At 74.5% G+C, this 18,155-nt stretch carries 19 protein-coding genes; 12 read left to right on the top strand and 7 right to left on the bottom strand.

Features of this window, described 5'->3' with window-relative positions:
- Positions 1–128: 128 nt before the first annotated feature.
- A complete protein-coding gene (locus tag MICAU_RS21420; protein WP_041799076.1) occupies positions 129–2,111 on the top strand; it encodes an ABC transporter ATP-binding protein in 1,983 nt (660 codons plus the stop codon).
- Here MICAU_RS21420 and mug read toward each other — a convergent pair.
- From mug to MICAU_RS21390, 6 genes are all read right to left on the bottom strand, one after another.
- Positions 2,108–2,728, bottom strand: coding sequence for a G/U mismatch-specific DNA glycosylase (gene mug, locus MICAU_RS21415; RefSeq protein WP_013287431.1), 621 nt, complete (start codon positions 2,726–2,728; stop codon positions 2,108–2,110). The two genes, MICAU_RS21420 and mug, sit on opposite strands and share 4 nt — an antisense overlap.
- 58 nt (positions 2,729–2,786) lie before the next feature.
- A complete protein-coding gene (locus tag MICAU_RS21410) occupies positions 2,787–3,548 on the bottom strand; it encodes an SDR family oxidoreductase (protein ID WP_013287430.1) in 762 nt (253 codons plus the stop codon).
- A 31-nt stretch (positions 3,549–3,579) separates the two neighbouring features.
- Positions 3,580–4,026, bottom strand: a complete 447-nt coding sequence (locus tag MICAU_RS21405) for an SCO6045 C-terminal-like domain-containing protein (protein WP_013287429.1) — start codon at positions 4,024–4,026, stop codon at positions 3,580–3,582.
- The gene (locus MICAU_RS21400; RefSeq protein WP_013287428.1) at positions 4,023–4,841 is read right to left on the bottom strand and encodes an MbnB/TglH/ChrH family RiPP precursor modification enzyme; all 819 of its coding nucleotides are present in this window, start codon (positions 4,839–4,841) and stop codon (positions 4,023–4,025) included. The genes MICAU_RS21405 and MICAU_RS21400 overlap by 4 nt, the downstream gene beginning before the upstream one ends.
- Entirely contained in the window at positions 4,838–5,755 is a 918-nt protein-coding gene (locus MICAU_RS21395) for a TIGR04222 domain-containing membrane protein (RefSeq protein WP_013287427.1), read from the bottom strand. Before MICAU_RS21395 ends, MICAU_RS21400 begins: the two co-directional genes overlap by 4 nt.
- 104 nt (positions 5,756–5,859) lie before the next feature.
- A complete protein-coding gene (locus MICAU_RS21390; protein ID WP_013287426.1) occupies positions 5,860–6,432 on the bottom strand; it encodes a TetR/AcrR family transcriptional regulator in 573 nt (190 codons plus the stop codon).
- Positions 6,433–6,536: 104 nt separating this feature from the next.
- Here MICAU_RS21390 and MICAU_RS21385 point away from each other — a divergent pair, with 104 nt between their 5' ends.
- From MICAU_RS21385 to MICAU_RS21375, 3 genes are all read left to right on the top strand, one after another.
- Entirely contained in the window at positions 6,537–7,382 is an 846-nt protein-coding gene (locus tag MICAU_RS21385; protein WP_013287425.1) for a carbon-nitrogen hydrolase family protein, read from the top strand.
- A gap of 59 nt (positions 7,383–7,441) precedes the next feature.
- A complete protein-coding gene (locus MICAU_RS21380) occupies positions 7,442–8,086 on the top strand; it encodes an HAD family hydrolase (protein ID WP_013287424.1) in 645 nt (214 codons plus the stop codon).
- 212 nt (positions 8,087–8,298) lie between these two features.
- On the top strand, positions 8,299–9,228 hold the full coding sequence (locus MICAU_RS21375; RefSeq protein ID WP_013287423.1) for a serine protein kinase RIO: 930 nt from the start codon (positions 8,299–8,301) through the stop codon (positions 9,226–9,228).
- 51 nt (positions 9,229–9,279) lie between these two features.
- Here MICAU_RS21375 and MICAU_RS21370 read toward each other — a convergent pair whose 3' ends face one another.
- Complete coding sequence (locus MICAU_RS21370; protein WP_013287422.1) at positions 9,280–9,528, bottom strand: DUF2630 family protein; 249 nt, start codon at positions 9,526–9,528, stop codon at positions 9,280–9,282.
- A 311-nt stretch (positions 9,529–9,839) separates the two neighbouring features.
- Here MICAU_RS21370 and MICAU_RS21365 point away from each other — a divergent pair, with 311 nt between their 5' ends.
- From MICAU_RS21365 to MICAU_RS21330, 8 genes are all read left to right on the top strand, one after another.
- Positions 9,840–11,177, top strand: a complete 1,338-nt coding sequence (locus tag MICAU_RS21365; RefSeq protein WP_030274215.1) for a cytochrome P450 — start codon at positions 9,840–9,842, stop codon at positions 11,175–11,177.
- Positions 11,174–12,049, top strand: a complete 876-nt coding sequence (locus MICAU_RS21360; protein ID WP_013287420.1) for a terpene synthase family protein — start codon at positions 11,174–11,176, stop codon at positions 12,047–12,049. Before MICAU_RS21365 ends, MICAU_RS21360 begins: the two co-directional genes overlap by 4 nt.
- Positions 12,046–13,605, top strand: coding sequence for a prenyltransferase/squalene oxidase repeat-containing protein (locus tag MICAU_RS21355; protein ID WP_013287419.1), 1,560 nt, complete (start codon positions 12,046–12,048; stop codon positions 13,603–13,605). Before MICAU_RS21360 ends, MICAU_RS21355 begins: the two co-directional genes overlap by 4 nt.
- Before the next feature lie 80 nt (positions 13,606–13,685).
- Entirely contained in the window at positions 13,686–16,178 is a 2,493-nt protein-coding gene (locus MICAU_RS21350; protein ID WP_013287418.1) for a sensor histidine kinase, read from the top strand.
- A 66-nt stretch (positions 16,179–16,244) separates the two neighbouring features.
- A complete protein-coding gene (locus MICAU_RS21345) occupies positions 16,245–16,670 on the top strand; it encodes a roadblock/LC7 domain-containing protein (protein WP_013287417.1) in 426 nt (141 codons plus the stop codon).
- On the top strand, positions 16,667–17,056 hold the full coding sequence (locus MICAU_RS21340) for a DUF742 domain-containing protein (RefSeq protein ID WP_013287416.1): 390 nt from the start codon (positions 16,667–16,669) through the stop codon (positions 17,054–17,056). The genes MICAU_RS21345 and MICAU_RS21340 overlap by 4 nt, the downstream gene beginning before the upstream one ends.
- Positions 17,037–17,645 carry a GTP-binding protein gene (locus MICAU_RS21335; RefSeq protein ID WP_013287415.1) on the top strand — a complete coding sequence of 203 codons (609 nt, stop codon included), beginning with the start codon at positions 17,037–17,039 and terminating at the stop codon, positions 17,643–17,645. Before MICAU_RS21340 ends, MICAU_RS21335 begins: the two co-directional genes overlap by 20 nt.
- Before the next feature lie 29 nt (positions 17,646–17,674).
- Complete coding sequence (locus MICAU_RS21330; RefSeq protein ID WP_013287414.1) at positions 17,675–18,154, top strand: GNAT family N-acetyltransferase; 480 nt, start codon at positions 17,675–17,677, stop codon at positions 18,152–18,154.
- Position 18,155: the final 1 nt, after the last annotated feature.

The following is an 18,155-nucleotide window of genomic DNA, read 5'->3' as shown; positions in this document are numbered from 1 at the left end:
TACGGCGATTTCGTAAGGACCGTTCGGGAAGATCCGGGTTACTCGCGAGGTTGTCACAGGCGTCGGGAGAATGGACTCCGACGGTTCATGCTGCCCCGACGACCCGGAGGTGACGAGTGTCCCACCCGATGGCCGGCGGCGGCATGGGCGGCTGGAGCATGCTCCGGTCGCTGCGTAACCGTGACGAGGTCTCCGCCCACGAGCTCAAGCGCGGCACCGCCCGGCGGATCGTCGCGTTCGCCCGGCCCTACCGGCGCGACATCGTCGTCTTCCTGATCACCGTGATCGTCGCCGCTGTGATCGGCGTGGCCACGCCGCTGCTCGCCGGCGACGTCATCGACGCGATCGCCGGGGGCGGCCCGGACGCCCGCTCGACAGTGGTCCGGCTCGCCCTGATCATCGCCGCGCTCGCCGTGGCCGACGCGCTGTTCTCCCTGGTCCAGCGGTGGTATTCGGCCCGCATCGGCGAGGGCATCATCCTCGACCTGCGCACCCGGGTGTACGACCACGTCCAGCGGATGCCGTTGCAGTTCTTCACCCGCACCCAGACCGGCGCCCTGGTCAGCCGGCTCAACAACGACGTGCTCGGCGCCCAGCGCGCGTTCACCTCGACGCTGTCCGGCGTGGTCAGCAACGTCATCCAGCTCGTGCTCACCGCCGGGGCGATGCTCGTGCTGTCCTGGCAGATCACCGTGATGGCGCTGGTGCTGCTGCCGATCTTCATCATCCCGGCCCGCCGGGTCGGCCGGCGGCTGGCCGAGATCACCCGCGAGTCGTACAACCTCGACGCCAAGATGAACGCCACGATGACCGAGCGGTTCGGCGTCGCGGGCGCGCTCCTGGTCAAGCTGTTCGGCGCGCCGGAGGTGGAGGCCGACCGGTTCGCCCGCCGGGCCGAGCGCGTACGCGACATCGGCATCCAGTCCGCGATGTACTCGCGGACGTTCTTCGTCGCGATGCTGCTCGTCGCGTCGCTGGCCCAGGCGCTGACGTACGGCGTGGGCGGCTGGCTGGCGGTCACCGGGGCGGTCAGCGCCGGCACCGTCGTCAAGCTCGCACTGCTGCTGACCCGCCTCTACGGCCCGCTGACCGCGCTGTCCAACGTCCGGGTCGACGTGATGAGCGCGCTCGTCTCCTTCGACCGGGTCTTCGAGGTGCTCGACCTGCGCCCGTCCATCGCCGAGAAGCCCGACGCGGTACCGGTGCCGCGCGGCAACGGCCGGGTCGAGTTCCGCGACGTGCGCTTCCGCTACCCGAGCGCCGCCGAGGTGTCGCTCGCCTCCCTGGAGGAGGTCTCGACCCTCGACCGCACGGTGAACGAGCCGGTGCTCAGGGGTGTCTCGTTCGCCGTCGAGCCGGGGCAGATGGTGGCACTGGTCGGCCCCTCCGGGGCGGGCAAGTCGACGCTGTCCATGCTGATCTCCCGGATCTACGACGTCAGCGACGGCCAGGTGCTGGTCGGTGGCGTCGACATGCGGGACGCGACGCTCGCCTCGCTGCGCGACGAGATCGGCGTGGTCACCCAGGACTCGCACCTGTTCCACGAGACGATCCGGGAGAACCTGCGCTACGCCAAGCCCGACGCCACCGACGACGAGATCTGGGCGGCGCTGGCCGGCGCGCAGGTCGCCGACCTGGTCCGGGCGCTGCCGGACGGGCTCGACACGACGGTCGGCGAGCGGGGCTACCGCTTCTCCGGCGGCGAGAAGCAGCGCATCGCCATCGCGCGGCTGCTGCTCAAGGCCCCGTCGATCGTGATCCTCGACGAGGCCACCGCCCACCTGGACTCGGAGAGCGAGGCTGCGGTGCAGCGGGCGTTGTCCGTGGCGCTGACCGGGCGTACCGCGCTGGTGATCGCGCACCGGCTCTCCACAGTGCGCGACGCCGACCAGATCCTCGTGCTCGACGAGGGCCGGATCGTGGAGCGCGGCCGGCACGACGAGCTGGTGGCGGTCGGCGGCCTGTACGCCGAGCTGTACCGCACCCAGTTCGCGGTCACCGACTCGCCGGCGCCCCACACCGAGGCCGAGCAGCCCGAGCCGGTGGTGACCACGGTGCCGATGGGCACCTACGTCGCCCACGAGGCCATGCCCCCGGCGGCCGCCAACTAGCCCGCGGCGACCGCGGCGCGCAGCTCGGCGAACGCGGCGCCGAGCGTCTCCGGCGTGAAGTGGGCGTTCAGGCCGCTCGGGTTGGGCAGCACCCAGAGCCGGGCCGCCGCGAGCGTCTCCGGCTGCGGCCCGAAACCGGCCTTCGGCCGGGCGAACCCGATCCGGTACGCGGTCACACCGACCACAGCCACCCAGCGCGGCCGGTAGCGCTCGACCTTCGCGGTGAGCGTGGCGGCGCCGTCGACGAGTTCGTCGGCGGTCAGCTCGTCGGCGCGGGCGCTGGCCCGGGCCACCATGTTGGTGATCCCGAGGCCCAGCGCCGGGAGCGTGTCCTGTTCGCTGGGGTGCAGCAGGCGTGGTGTGAAGCCACCCCGGTGCAGGGCGGGCCAGAACCGGTTGCCCGGGCGGGCGAAGTGCCAGCCGGTGGCCGCCGACCACAGGCCCGGGTTGATGCCGACGAACAGCACGTCGAGGCCGGGCGCGATCACGTCGGGCAGCAGCCGGTCGGCCGCCGCGGCGAGCTGCTCGCGGCTGGGCCGGGGGTGGCGGCGGGCGGGCGTGCCCGGTCCGGGCGCGGCCTCGGGCCGCCCACCGGCCGGCCGCCGTCGATCGCTCACCGGCCCACCGTCCCGGGTGACCGGCCCGCCGCGGGAAGCCCGACCACCGCAGCCACCGTCACAGCCCGCGCAGCGCGCCGCCGTCGACCGGAACGGTGATCCCGGTGACGTACCCGGCGGCGGGGGAGAGCAGGAACGCGGCCACCCTGCCGAACTCCGCCGGGTCGCCGATGCGCCCGAGCGGGATCGCCGCCTCGGCCTGCGCGCGGGCCCGCTCGGGATCGCCGGAACCGGCCAGCAGTTCCCGGTTGCGGTCGGTCATGATCCGTCCCGGCAGCAGGCTGACCACGCGTATGCCGCGCGGGCCGAACTCGTCGGCCATGTCCTTGGCCACGCCTGCCAGACCCGGCCGCAGGCCGTTGGAGATGCCGAGCCCTGGTAGTGGTCCGCGTACCGAGGTGGACAGCACCAGCCCGATCGCGCCGCCGTCGGTGAGCGCGCCGGCCACCGTGCGGGCGAGCCGGACGCTGCCCAGGAAGACCGTCTCGAACGACTCCCGCCACTGCTCGTCGGTGACGGTGGCGGCGGTGCCGGGCGGCGGGCCGCCGACCGAGATCAGCGCGCCGTCGAGGCGGCCGAAGTGTTCGCGGGCGGCGGCGACGAGCCGCTCCGGGGTGGCGGGGTCGGCGAGGTCGGCGGTCAGCCCGATCGCCCGCTGCGGGTCGCCGAGCGCCTCGACGGCGGCGGCCACCCGTTCCGGGGTACGCGCGGAGACGACCACCCGGGCGCCGTCGGCGACGAGGTGTTCGGCGGTGGCGAAGCCGAGGCCGCCGGAGGCGCCGGTGAGCACGTACACCCGGTCGGCGAGTCCGAGATCCATGCACCGATCCTGCCGTACCGGCGGGTGCCTGTCAGCGCGGGGCGGGCCGCACCAGGCGTACCCGGCCGGCGACCTGGACCGCGACGGCGCCGCCGACGCGGGCGAGGGCCGGCAGCCGGCGTGGCCGGGGCGGACGGCGGCCGTCGTAGCGGCTCGCGGCCTCGCGCACGGCCAGCTCCTCCGTGCCCAGCGGCGGCAGCGCGTCCCGGTCGCGCAGGTCGCGGGCCAGGTCCCAGCCGTCGCGCAGCGACCCGTTCGTGGGACGGCCGTCGGCCCACGTGGTGAACGCGGCCGGCCAGTCCGGTCCGAGGCCGGCGGCGACCAGCGGCCAGTGCCGGGCCACGTCCCCGGCCCGCTTGCGCAGCAGCGCTCGGCGGGCCGCCTCGACCGGGGCCGGGGCGAAGCCGGGCGGCAGCGGTCCACCGGCGACGAGCGCGGCGACCAGCTCGGCCTGCCGGGCCGCCAGGTCGCCGCTCACGTGACCACCGGGTGGCCGGAGGCGGCGGCCAGCGCGTCCAGCTCGCCGCGCAGCTCGGCGGCGGGCGGGTAGTGCCCGTCGCGTTCCAGCAGCAGCGCGGGCGGCCGGCGCCGGGCGCACAGCTCGCGGACCAGGTCCAGCACGGCCTCGGGCACCGGATCGGTGTGCGTGTCGTGGTAGAAGCCGCCGTGCTCGGCGCCGCCCGCGACGTGCACGTAGGCGATGCGTTCCAGCGGCAGCCGGTCCAGCAGCGCGGCCGGGTCGCCGCCCCGGTTGCGGGCGTTGGCGTGCACGTTCGCCACGTCGAGCAGCAGCAGCGCGTCGGTGGCGTCGAGGATCTCGGTGAGGAAGTCCGCCTCGTCCAGTTCGTCGTCCGGCCAGTCGAACAGCGCCGCGATCGGCTCCAGGGCCAGCGGCACCGGCAGCTCCGCCTGCGTCCGCCGGACGTTCGCCACCACCGCTGCCACGGCCTCGCGGCTGCGCGGCAGCGGCAGCAGGTGACCGGCCTCCAGGCCGCCGGCCCGCACGAACGCGATGTGCTCGCTCACCAGCGGCGCGTCCAGGGCCGCGGCCACCCCGGCCAGGTGCGCCACCCGCGCCGGGTCGACCGGCTCGGCGCCGCCGAGGGACAGCCGCACCCCGTGGGGTACGACGTCGACGCCGCGTCCGCGCAGCTCGGCGAGCCCGTCCGGGAGCGGCCCGGCCGGGGCGACCGCCTCCGCGACCACCTCGACGAAGCGCAGCCCCGGCAGCCCGGCGACGAAACCGGCGATCTCGGGGCGCCAGCCGATGCCGACGCCGGACGGGCCGCTCATCCGCCGCACCCGCCGCCCCCGCCGCAGCCACCACCCCCGCCGCACGAGCTGCCGCCCCCGCAGGAGCCGCCGCCGGCGGTCGCTCCGCCGCCGCACGAGGTGCCGGAGCTGGCGCCACCCGCGTTGCCCATCGCCTGCCGCTGGATCTCGGCCTGCTCCGCGAAGCCCGGGTCCATCGTCCAGAGCGTGGCGGTGCCGAACAGCGCCACGCCCAGCGCCACGTCGGTCGCGCCGTACGTGGAGTACGCGGGTCCGGCGGCCGGCCGCAGCCAGGCGTGCCGGCGGCGCATGTCGTTCAGCGCGGCGGTGGCCGCCCGGGTCCGCCAGGGCACGCGGTTGAGCAGCACGAACGCCAGGCCGAGCGGGAACAGGCTGAGCAGCAGCCAGCCGGTGGGCCGGTCGTTGAGCAGCCCGGAGACCGCGCGCACGATGCCGATCGCCAGCAGGGCTCCGACCAGCAGCGCGCCGCGCCGCAGCGTCCGGCGCCGCTCCTGGTCCAGTGCCAGGCCCCGGCGTACCAGGCCGTCGCGCAGGTCGTCGAGCGCGCGCCGGACCCACTCGTCGGCGGCCAGCTCCCGGGTACGCAGACCCCGGCTCGCCGCGTGGTGGACCGCCTGGTCCAGCGGGGTGGCCCCGGCCGGCAGCGGGCCGCCCGTGGTGAGCCGCCGGTCCGGTCGTACGCCGACCGCGCCGGAGTGGCGCAGCCCGCCGAGCGCGGCCCAGACGGCGAGCTGGTCACCACCGTTGAGGTACGCGACCTGCTGCGGACCCAGGTCGCCGTTCACGGTCACCGCCGTGCCCGCCAGCATCCGCCGCCGGTAGACGATCGCGCCGACCACCAGGACGACGGCGAGCAGCAGGTACCAGCGCAGGAAGACGGGGCCGGGGATGCCCCAGGTGTCGGAAGGGGTCATCGTCTGCTCCTGTCGCGCGGAGGGGTCGCGGCTCATTGTGGAGCAGGCGCGCCAGAGTCGATCTCCTGGAGCGGGGTAGTTACCGGACCGAGACCGGCGCCGGTTCAGTGCCGGCGGACGGCCTCCTCGACCAGGTCGAGCACCCGGGCCAGGTCGCCGGCCGGACGGCCCATCGCCAGGTGCAGCACCAGCCCGTCGTAGGCCAGCTCCAGGAACTGGGCCAGCACGTCGATCGGCACGTCGTCGCGGAGCACGCCGGCTTCGCGCTGGCGCAGCAGGCGCTCCCGGGTGGCCCCGGCGATGGCCTCGGAACGCTCCGCCCAGCGCTTGGCGAAGGCGGGGTCGGTGCGCAGCCGGCGGGAGACCTCCAGCTGGCTGCCGAGCCAGCCGGTGGTGTCCGGCGAGACGGCCCGGGCCAGCAGGTCGCGCATGACCTGCACGAGGCCGTTGCGGGCCACCGTCTCCACCATCGCGGCGGCGTCGTCCTCGGCCACGGCGAGGAAGAGGGAGTCCTTGTCCCGGAAGTGGTGGAAGATCGCGCCCCGGGACAGGCCGGTGGCCTCCTCCAGCCGCCGCACGGTGGCGCCCTCGTAGCCGTGCCGGGCGAAACACGCCCGCGCCGCCGCGAGGATCTCCTGCCGGCGCGCGTCGAGCTGGTCCTGACTTACTCTGGGCACGAACGGATCGTCGCAGGTGGAAGCGGCCGATGCAAACCGTACGTACGGCTTGAGATGCTCCGACGCTTGATCATCTGCCGCCGTCCGGTGGTTACGATCGGCGGGTGACCGCCCCTCCCGCGCGCCCGCTCACCGTCGCCGCCGTCCAGGCCCAGCCGGTCCCCGGCGACGTCGCCGGCAACGCCGGTGCCGCCGCCCGCCTCGTCGCCCGGGCCGAGGGCGCCCGCGTCGTGGTGCTGCCCGAGCTGTTCCTGCCGGCGTACCACCCGCCGACGCTCGGCGCCGATCCGGACGCCACGGACGTGGCTGCCGACGCCGACGGCCGGGTGACCGACACCCGGCTGGACCCGCTGCGCTCCGCCGCCGCCGACGCGGGCGCGGCAGTGGTGATCGGCGCCGCCGTCCGCCACCCCGACCGGCGGCGCACCATCTCCTCGCTCGTCGTGGACCCGGCCGGCACTGTCACCGCCGCGTACGACAAGCAGCAGCTCTGGAGCGGCGAGCGGGAGCTGTTCGACGCCGGACGCCGGGGCGCCACGATCGAGGTCGACACGTGGCGGCTGGGTCTGGGCGTCTGCTACGACGGCTGTTTCCCGGAGCACGCGCGGGCCGCCGCCGGCGACGGCGCACACGGCTACCTCTGCCCGAGTGGCTACCTGGCCGGCTCGGCGCACCGCCGCGACCTCTACTACGCCGCCCGGGCGCTGGACAACACGATGTACGTGGTGTTCGCCAACTCGGTCGGCGGCACCGATCCGTGGCGCTTCAACGGCGGCGCGGCGGTGTACGACCCGGAGGGCCGGCCGCTGGCCCGGGGCGCCGACACCGGCGAGGACGTGCTGGTGGCCACGCTCGACCCGGACGCGCTGGCCGCCACCCGCGCGGCGCACACGATGCTGCTGGACCGCCCGCTCGACGCCGGGGCGGATCGCGCCGTCCTCGTCGCCTGATCGCCGTGGCGGGGCCCTCGGCCCTGTCGGTGCTCCAGCCGTTCCCGTAGGGTGCCCAGGTGCCGTTGCTCCTGCTCGATCTGGACAACACCCTGCTGGACCGCGACGGGCCGTTCCGCGCCTGGGGAGAACGCTTCCTGGACGGCATCGGCGCGCCCCGGGCCGACCTCGACTGGCTGGTGTCCGTGGACGCGGACGGGCTGACCAACAGGTGGGACGTGGCGGATGCGATCCGCGACCGGTACGCGCTGCGCATCCCCTCGATCGACCTGGTCGACGAGCTGCACGACGGCGTGGTGGCCCACATGCGGCTCGATCCGCTGGTGGCCTGCGCGCTGCGGATCGCGGCCGACGCCGGCTGGGTGCCGGTGGTGGTCACCAACGGCGCGTCCCGTCAACAGGACGCCAAGATCCGCAAGACCGGCCTGGACCGGTACGTCGCCGACTGGGTGATCTCCGAGGAGGCGGGCGTCAGCAAGCCGAACCCGAGGATCTTCGCGCTCGCCGCCCAGCGGGCCCGGATGCCGCTACGGGGCGCGTGGGTGGTCGGCGACAGTCCGGAGGCGGACATCGGCGGCGCGACCGCCGTGGGCCTGCCCAGCGTCTGGCTGCACCGGGGACGCCGCTGGTCCGACCCGAGGTTCGCGCCCACCCGGATCGAGGACGGTCTGATCGCGGCCGTCGCGGCCGTACTGGCCGGCTGACGGCGGCAGCGGCGCGGCCGGCAGGCAGCGCGGCGGCACAGCGGCGCACCACGCGGAAAATCCGTTGACCCGCCGCGGGCGGGGCACGAGCATGGTGCCGCGCGAGTGCGCAGCCGGGTGTGCCCGGTCGAGGAGAGGGGGTCGGTCATGGCCGTTTTCGCAGGGTCGTACCACCTGCCTCCACCAGCCTCGATCGAAGGACAGATCCACCCGTGCGCGATCACGACATCCCGGCGCCGCAGCGCCGTGGCCGCGGCAAGAGCCGCTTCGACGACGACGAACCCGACTTCCTGAAGCGGGGGCGGCACACCCCGCCGACCCTCACCGACCCGGACGCCGAGCCCGAGGCGGAGGACGCCTGGTCCTCCTGGGACCAGGCCGTCCACGGCCCCGAGCCGCACCCGGAGTGGCTGGTCACCGAACTGGCCGCCCGGGACACCGAGCTCGGGGTGCTCAAGACCGGCAAGGAGGCGGACGTCCACCTGGTCCGCCGCGCCGTGCCGGGCACCGACCGCGCGTGCCTGCTGGCGGTCAAGCGGTACCGCGACGCCCAGCACCGGCTGTTCCACCGGGACGCCGGTTACCTGGAGGGCCGCCGGGTACGCCGGTCCCGTGAGATGCGGGCGATGACCGGCCGCACCGCGTTCGGCCGGCAGATGATCGCCGGGCAGTGGGCGGCGGCCGAGTTCGCCGCGTTGTCCCAGCTCTGGGAGATCGGGGCCGCCTCCGGGCGGATCGCCGTGCCCTACCCGGTGCAGCTGCTCGGCACCGAGCTGATGCTGGAGTTCGTCGGCGACGCCGAGGCGGGGGAGGCCGCGCCGCGGCTGGCCCAGGTCCGGCCCGACGACGACGAGCTGCGCGACCTGTGGGACCAGCTCGTGGAGGCGCTGACTGTGCTCGCCCGGGCCGGGTACGCACACGGCGACCTGTCGCCGTACAACCTGCTGGTGCACGCGGGCCGGCTGGTGATGATCGACCTGCCGCAGGTGGTCGACGTGGTGGCCAACCCGCAGGGGGCCGACTTCCTGGCCCGCGACGTGCGGGTGGTGGCCGCCTGGTTCACCGCCCGCGGGATGCCCGCGACGGTGACCGACCCGATGGCGCTGACCGAGGCGCTGCTGCGGGAGGCGGGCATCCGCTGACCCGGCGGGCGTCCCGGGCGGGAGACCGCCCGGGACGCCCGCCGGTCCGGGTCACTGGAGGTAGCGCTCGACCTCCGGCACCGGGCGCTCGCCCTGGGCGTCCGGGTCGCCGTGCGCCTGGCGGGCGGCCCGGCGGCGGCGCAGCAGGTCCCAGCACTGGTCCAGGGACTCCTCCAGCGCGCGCAGCCGCTCCCGCGCCTCGTCGTCGGTGCCGGCCTCGTGCTGCTGCGCGTCGGCACGCAGCCGGTGCTCCTCGTCGACGAGTTCCGAGATCCGGCTGAGGATGGTCTTGTCGTCCATGCCCGAAGCTTGGCACAGCGGACGGGTCCGCGCCCGCGTTCTGCCGCCGTCCGCCGGAGGTGAGCGTTGCTCGCTCTCCGCAACGGCCACTGTGTACGCGAGTGACGCATATCCCACCGGCTCCATTCTCGACAAAGAGATTGTTGCTACGTGAAATATCCTCCGACCTGCCTTTTGATCTGCGGCTCAGGATGGCATGCTCGCGAGCAACGTCACGGGTCGATACGGAGTCGCGACCCTGAGTCAACCGAGGGAGCGTTCAGGTGCCCGAACCAACGGACACACCGAGGCCCACCGGCCGACCCCGAACCGTGCCGCTGCGGCAGATCCTGCCGGCGGTGCTCCGCGACCCCGCCCGGGCCCTCATCGACATCGGTAACCGTACCGAAGGCGACCTGGTCCGGCTCAACCTCGGCTCGTTCCGTCCCTACCTGGTCACCCACCCCAAGCACGTGCAGCACGTCCTGCGCGACCGGGCGGACAACTACGAACGGGCCGGTGACGGGCTGTTCTGGCGCCCGGTCAAGCGGCTGTTCGGCGAGGGGATCCTCGGCGAGGGGCAGATCTGGTCGGCCAGCCGCCGGATGCTCCAGCCGATGTTCACCGCCAAGCGGGTCGAGGCGCTGGTCGACGGGATGGCCGACGCGATCCGCGACGCGGTGGAGGAGCTGGACGAGCCGGCCCGCGCCGGGCAGCCGGTCGACATCGGCGTGGAGCAGGCGCGGATCGTCAGCCGGGCGATCATGAAGGTGCTCTTCGCCGACCGGATCTCGGTGCCGGACGCGATGCGCGTGATCGAGGCGCAGGACCGGATCGCCACCGCCGTCATCCCCCGGATCATCGTGCCGTTCGCGCCTCTGTCCCTGCCGATGCCGGGGGACCGCACGTTCGCCCGCGCCGTCCGCATCGTCGACGACGTGCTGGTGCCGATCGTCCGCGAGACACGCGAGTCCGCCGACCAGGGCGACGACGTCATCTCGACGCTCTGGCAGGCCCGCACCGACGACGGGCGGCAGCTCGACGAGCGGCAGGTCCGCAACGACACAGTGGCGATGTTCGCCGCCACCACGGAGACCACCATCAACGTGCTGACCTGGGCCTGGCCGCACCTGGACCAGCACCCCGAGGTGGCCGAGCGGCTCTACGCCGAGATCGACGAGGTGGTCGGCGGCGAGCCGGTACGCCGCGAGCACCTGAGCCGCCTCACGTACACCCGGATGGTGCTCGACGAGTTGCTGCGGCTCTACCCGATCGGGTGGATCATCCCGCGCCGCGCGGTCGCCGAGGACGTCATCGACGGCGTGCCGATCGAGCCCGGCGCCACGATGGCGGTCAGCCCGCTGATCACCCAGCGGATGCGGCAGTTCTGGGACCGTCCGGACGAGTTCGACCCGGAACGGTTCCGCCCCGAGCGGGTCCGGGCCCGGCACCGGTACGCCCACTTCCCGTTCGGCGGCGGCCCGCACCAGTGCCTCGGCATGTACCTGTTCTACCTGGAGGCCCAGCTCATCCTCGCCACCATGCTCAGCCGCTACCGGTTCCGGCTGCACCGCCCCGGCGTACCCGGACTGCGGCTGGCCGCGGCCCTGCGGCCGCGCGAACGCGTCGAGCTGACGCTCGTCGCCGCCGGGCGGACGGAGCCGGCATGACCGACGGGCCGACACCCGATCCGCTTGCGGTCGCCGCGGAGCAGGGCCGGGTCTGCGCGCTCGCCGCGCAGGGCCAGCGCGGCCTGCGCAGGGCCGCCGCCGCGCACCCCGAGCTGTTCCCCGGCGACCCGTTCGACGCGACGCTGTTCAGCAGCATCGCGCAGGCGATGGCGTTCAGCGCCCCCTGGCACACCGCCGCCGAACTCGCGGTGACCAACCGCGCGGTCCTCTGGGGCTTCGCCGTCGACTGGCTGGTCGACCACCAGGCCACCAGCCGGGCCGAGGTCGACCGGATCACCGGCGTCTGCCTGGACGTGCTCGACGGCGGCGAGTCCGCCGACCCGCTGGGCCTGTTCCTCGCCGAGTTGCGGGACGACGTCGCCGCCGCGCCCGCCTATCCGGCGCTGCGCGGCCACTGGCGGGACACGATGGCACGCACGCTCGACGCGATGGCCCGCGAGTGGGACTGGCGGCGCACCGGCCGCCCCACCCTCGACGACTATCTGGCCAACGCCGACAACCTCGCCGCCACAGTGGTGAACGTGGCGCACTGGATCCACACCGGATCGGTGTCCGACGCCGGCACGCTGGAGCGGCTGATCCAGGTCGGCGACGAGGTCCAGCGGGCCCTGCGCCTGGTCAACGACCTCGGCACCCACCGCCGCGACGCCGAGTCCGGCGACCTCAACGCGCTGCTGCTGGTCGACGACCCGGCCGAGGTCGAGCGGCGCTTCGCCGAGCAGGTCGACCACTGCCGCGTCCTGCTGGCGAAGCTGGCCGGCGAGGTGCCGCGGGAGGCCGACTTCCTGTCCCGGCAGCTCGGCTTCACCACCGGCTTCTACCGGAACACCGACTTCTGGGGCGTGCGGTGACGCTCACCGCCGGATCGGTGCCCGCCACCCGGTCCGGGACCACGCACGACCTGATCACGGCGCTCGGCGGTGAACCGGAGGGGCAGACGTCGCCGTCGGTCTACGAGACCGGACGGCTGGTCGCGCTCGCGCCCTGGCTCGACGGCCACGACCGGCGCGTGGCCTGGCTGCTGGACCGGCAGCGTCCGGACGGCGGCTGGGGCGGTGCCGGCGGGTACGCGCTGGTGCCGACGCTGAGCGCGATCGAGGCGCTGCTGACCGTGCTGCACCGCGACGGCCCGGCCGCCGCGCCCGCCGCCGCCGCGCACCGAGGGCTGGCGTACCTGACCGGCGCGCTGCGCGCCGGCGCCCCGCCGGACCTGCCGGCCACCGACCTGATCGTGCCGGCGCTGCTGACCGCTGTGGACCGGCATCTCGACGGGCCGGCCGGTCCGCCACCCGGGCTGGCCGAGTGGGCCGGCCGGCCCCGTCTGCCGCTGCCGGCCGGTCTCGACGCGGCCCGGCTGACCCGGGTACGCGGACTGCTCGCCACCGGGAGGCCGGTACCGGAGAAGCTGGCGCACGCGCTGGAGGTGGCGGGCGAGCTGGCGTACCGCGCGCCCGGGGTGCGTCCCTCGGCCAGCGGCGCGGTCGGCGCCTCACCCGCCGCGACCGCCGCCTGGCTGGGCGGTCCGGAGCCCGGGCCGGCACTGGACTACCTGAACGCTGTCGCCCGGCCCGGTCCGGTGCCCTGCGCGAGCCCGATCACCGTCTTCGAACGGGCCTGGGTGCTCGGCATCCTGGTCCGGGCCGGCGTGCCGGTCGGCGCGCCCGACCCGGTGCTGACCGAGCTGCGCGCCGCTGTCGGACCGGCCGGTGCGGCCACCGCGCCCGGCCTGCCCGCCGACGCCGACACCACGGCGGTCACGCTCTACGCGCTGGCCCGGCTGGGCCGCGCGCCCGGCGTCGCGCCGCTGGCCGGGTTCGACACCGGACGGCACTTCTGCACCTGGCCGGGGGAGGACGGGGCGTCGCTGACCACGAACGCGCACGTGCTCGACGCGCTCGGCGAGCAACCGAGCGCGCCCGGCGTCACCGGCGCCCGGCGCCGGGTCACCGAGTGGCTGCTGGGCCGGCAGGAGCCGGACGGGCGGTGGGAGGACCGCTGGCACGCCTCGCCGTACTACGCCACCTACGCGGTGCTGCTGGCGCTCGCCGACCACGCGCCGGACGGCGCGGCGCGCGCCGCGGTCGAGCGGGGGGTGGCCTGGCTGCTGGACACGCAGCGCCCGGACGGCTCCTGGGGACGGTGGGACGGCACCGCCGAGGAGACCGCGTACGCGGTGCTCGCCCTGGCCGACGCGGGCCGGTCCGGCGACTCCCGGATCACGTCGGCGCTGGCGCGGGGGCGTCGCCGACTGTCCGAGCTGGACGGATGCGACGGTGAACCGGCACTATGGCACGACAAGGACCTCTACCGCCCGACGCGGATCGTGCGCGCCGCGGTGCTGGCGGCCTCCGGCCGTGCCGGGGCGACCCGGACCGGGGCCGCACCTACCATGATCAGGATCGCTTGAATGAGGTTCCCGACGGCTGCTAGCGTGCGCCGGAGTCGATCGGATTTCGGACCGACCGAAGACCGGGCCAGGACGGTGTGATGGGTTCCCGCAGTACGAATCTCCGTACGAAGATCATCGCGCTGCTGGCGTCGCTGACCGCGCTCTGGGCGTTCGCCGCATGGGTGACCGTACGGGACGGATTCAACCTGCTCGGCGTGCAGACGCTCAACGCGCGCGTCTTCGAACCGAGCGACCCGCTGCTTCTGGAGCTGCAGGCCGAGCGGCGGCTGTCGCTGCGCTACCTCGGCGAGTCCGACCCGAGCCGGTTGCAGGAGCTGGAGGCCCAGCGCGCGCGTACCGACGAGACCGCCGGCGCGCTGTGGCGCTCGGTGCGGGACTGGCGCACCGAGATCCCGGCCAGCGAGGAGCTGATGCAGCGGCTCGACGAGCTGAAGGCCGAGCTGGACCAGCTCGGCCAGGTACGCGCCGACGTCAGCCGCAAGACCATCGACCGGACCACCACGCTGATCGCGTACGACGACGCGGTCGACGGGATCTTCGCGGTCTTCGACGCCCTCGGCGGCCTCGACGACGACGAGATCGCCGAGGACACCGCCGCGCTCATCGACCTCAACCGGTCCCGGGAGCTGCTGTCCCAACAGGACGCGCTGCTCACCGGCGCGATCGCGGCCAACCGGATCACCGTCGGCGAGCAGACCGCGTTCGCCCGCCTGGTCGGCGCGCAGTGGTTCCTCGCCGACCGCACCGCCCGCGAACTCGCCCCCGGCGACCGTGCCCGCTTCGAGCGGATGGTCGAGGGCGACGCGTTCCAGCAGCTCCGCACGCTCCAGGACCAGGTGCTCGCGGCCAAGGGCGCCGAGGTGCGCCCGCCGGTGACCGCCGCGGCCTGGCAGGCCGCCGCCGAGAAGGCGATGGCCGACCTGCGCGAGGTGATCCTCGCCGGCGGTGAGGACATCGTCTCCCGGGCCACGCCGGTCGCGGTGGGCGTCATCGTGCGGCTGGTGCTCGCCGCCGGTCTCGGCCTGATCGCCGTCATCGCCTCCGTGGTCGTGTCGATCACCACGGCGCGGGCGCTCGTCCGCCAGCTCGAACGGCTCCGCGAGGCCGCCTTCAAGCTGGCGCACGAACGGCTGCCGAGCGTCGTGGAGCGCCTGGGCCGCGGCGAGGAGGTGGACGTCGCCCGCGAGGCGCCACCCCTGCAGTTCGGCGACGACGAGATCGGCCAGGTGGGCAAGGCGTTCAACGTCGTGCAGGAGACCGCCGTCCGGACCGCCGTCGAGCAGGCCGAACTGCGCCGCAGCGTCCGCGACGTGTTCCTCAGCCTGGCCCGGCGTACCCAGGCGCTCGTGCACCGGCAGCTGACGCTGCTGGACGCGATGGAACGCCGGGAACACGACGCCGAGGAGCTGGAGGATCTGTTCCGGGTCGACCACCTGGCCACCCGGATGCGGCGCAACGCGGAGAACCTGATCGTGCTCTCCGGCTCGACGCCGGGCCGGGCCTGGCGGCGCAACGTCCCCATGGTCGACGTGGTCCGCGGCGCGGTCGCCGAGGTCGAGGACTACACCCGGGTCACCGTGTTCCCGCTCGGCGAGGTGTCGCTCACCGGCCGTGCCGTCGGTGACGTGATCCACCTGCTGGCCGAGCTGATCGAGAACGGACTCTCCTTCTCGCCGCCGCAGACCACTGTGGAGGTCCGCGGTCAGCTCGTGGTCAACGGCTTCGCCATCGAGATCGAGGACCGCGGCCTCGGCATGAGCGCCGACGAGCTGGCCGCCGCCAACGCGCGCATCGTCGACCGGTCCGAGCTGAACCTCGCCGACGCCGCCCGGCTCGGCCTGTTCGTGGTCAGCCGGCTCACCGAGCGGCACGGCGTCAAGGTGCAGCTCAAGGAGTCCGCGTACGGCGGCACCACCGCAGTGGTGCTGATCCCGCGTGAACTGATCACCGCCGAGGGCGCCGACGGCGCCGACGAGGCCGACGGCCTGCCCGCACCCGGGACGGCCCTGCCCGCGGCGCCCGCGCCGGCTCCGGCACGGAGCACGCCGGCCGGCGACGGCGACGGGCCGGCGATCCCGTCCGGCCCGGACGGCGGCGCCGAACCGGACCAGCCGGCCGAGCCCGCCCCGCAGGCGCCGGAGCCGGTGACCCAGGCACCTCGGCTGACCCCCTCCGGGCTGCCCGCCCGTACCCGCAAGCGGCAGCCCGCGGTGGCGGGGCCCACCACGGAGCTCGCGGTGGTGGAGCGTCGGCCCGCCGCCACGACGGACGCGGCAGAGGCATCACCGGCGGAGCCGGAGACCGAGGCGGAGACGGCGCCGGTCACCGACGCGGGACTGCCGGTCCGGGTACGCCAGGCCAGCCTCGTGCCGGAGCTGCGGCACGACCAGACCGGGGCGGACGACGACGCCGCCGACGACGACACGGCGCGTGCACCGGAGCAGGTGCGCCGGATGATGAGCTCCTACCAGAGCGGCACCCGACGCGGCCGTACCGATGCCGCGCGCCTGCTCGGCGGAGCGCAGGGGGCCGGCGGTGGGCCGGCCGACGCGGACGAGCAGGTTACCTGACCGGGACGTCGACGCGACGGAAACCGGAAGCTGACGGCACACCAGCCGGGAAGATGAGGACGACGAGTGGCGCAGAAGACGGCTTCGAGCGCGGATCTGACGTGGCTGCTGGATGACCTGGTCGGCCGGGTCAAGCAGGCGGAGCACGCCGTGGCGCTCTCCACCGACGGACTGTTGATGGCCTCGTCCCGCGGATTGAGCCGGGACGACGGCGAGCACCTGGCCGCGATGGCGGCGGGCATCCAGAGCCTGGCCCGCGGCGCGGGCAAGCGGTTCGGTGGCGGGCACGTACAGCAGACCATCATCGAGATGCAGTCCTCCTTCCTGTTCGTCACCGCGGCCGGGCGCAACGCCTGCCTGGCGGTGCTGGCCTCGGAGGACGCGGACGTCGGCCTGATCGCGTACGAGATGGCCATGCTCGTCACCCGGGTCGGCCGGTTCGTCGCGTCACCGACCCGGGAACAGCCCCTCGGCGAGAACGCGGCACGATGACCGGCCGGGGGGACTCCGCGGAGCAGGAGTGGGTGGACGACCACGCCGGCCCGGTGGTGCGCCCGTACGCGGTGACCGGAGGCCGGGCCCGCCCGGTCACCGGCACGTTCGACCTGATCTCGCTGGTCACCTCGACCCGCACCGATGTCGGGTCGGAGTCCGGGCTGGGCCCGGAGCACGTGGCGATCGTCGGCCTCTGCCAGCGGATCCTCTCCGTGGCCGAGATCGCCGCCCATCTCGACCTGCCGGTGGGCACGGTCCGGGTCCTCCTCGGAGACCTGGCCGCCCGCAGCCTGGTACAGGTACGCGAGCCGCGCGCGACCACCGCCGGCCTTCCCGACGAGCACGTTTTCGAGGCGGTTATCAATGGACTACGGGCGCTCTGAGCGGCCGGCGGGCGCCGCGCCGCTGCCCACCGCGATCAAGATCCTGATCGCGGGCGGGTTCGGCGTCGGCAAGACCACAATGGTCGGCGCGGTCAGTGAGACCCGCCCGCTGCGGACCGAGGAGGTGCTGACCGAGACCGGGATCGGCATCGACGACCTGTCCGGCATCGAGGAGAAGTCGACCACCACCGTGGCGATGGACTTCGGCCGCATCACCATCAGCGACGACCTGGTGCTCTACCTGTTCGGCACGCCCGGGCAGGACCGGTTCTGGTTCGTCTGGGACGAGCTGGCGCTCGGCGCGCTCGGCGCGGTGGTGCTCGCCGACACCCGCCGGCTGGCCGACTGCTTCCCGTCGATCGACTACTTCGAGGGGCGCGGTACGCCGTTCGTGGTGGCGGTGAACTGCTTCGAGGGCGCCAAGACGTTCCGTCTGGACGAGGTGCAGGCCGCGCTCGACCTGGACCCGGGTGTGCCGGTGGTGCTGTGCGACGCGCGCAAGCGGGAGTCGGCCAAGGAGGTGCTGATCACGCTGCTGGAGCACGCCATGAAGCTGCGGGAGGCGCGCCGCCGCGCCGCCGAGGACTGAGCGGTCACAACATCGACGGGGGAGTGGCGATGACCGAGGTGACGGTCCGGGCGATGAACCCGGACGAGTTCGACAGATGGCAGGACGAGCTGGCCGCCGGGTACGCGCGGGAGCACGTCACGGCCGGCAACTGGACGCCCGAGGAGGCGCTCGGCCGGGCCCGGGAGGCCACCGTCGGCTTCCTGCCGCAGGGCATTGCCACGCCCGGCATGCTGTTCCTGGTCGGCGAGCTGGCCGACGGCTCACCCGTCGGCCGGCTGTGGATCGGCCTGACCCACCCGCGCGGTCTCGCCGACTGCGCGTTCCTCTACGACATCGAGGTGGCCGCCGGGCACCGGGGCCGGGGCCTCGGGCGGGCGCTGCTGGCGGCCGGGGAGCGGGCGGCCCGGGAGCACGGCGCCCAGGCGCTGGAGCTGAACGTCTTCGGCGCCAACGAGACGGCCCGCAAGCTGTACGAGACGTCCGGCTACCGGGTGGTCACCCAGCAGATGCGCAAGGATCTGTCCTAAC

Origin of the sequence: Micromonospora aurantiaca ATCC 27029, from assembly GCF_000145235.1 — a bacterium.
Lineage (GTDB): Bacteria > Actinomycetota > Actinomycetes > Mycobacteriales > Micromonosporaceae > Micromonospora > Micromonospora aurantiaca.
This window is presented reverse-complemented; position numbering and strand designations above follow the sequence as displayed.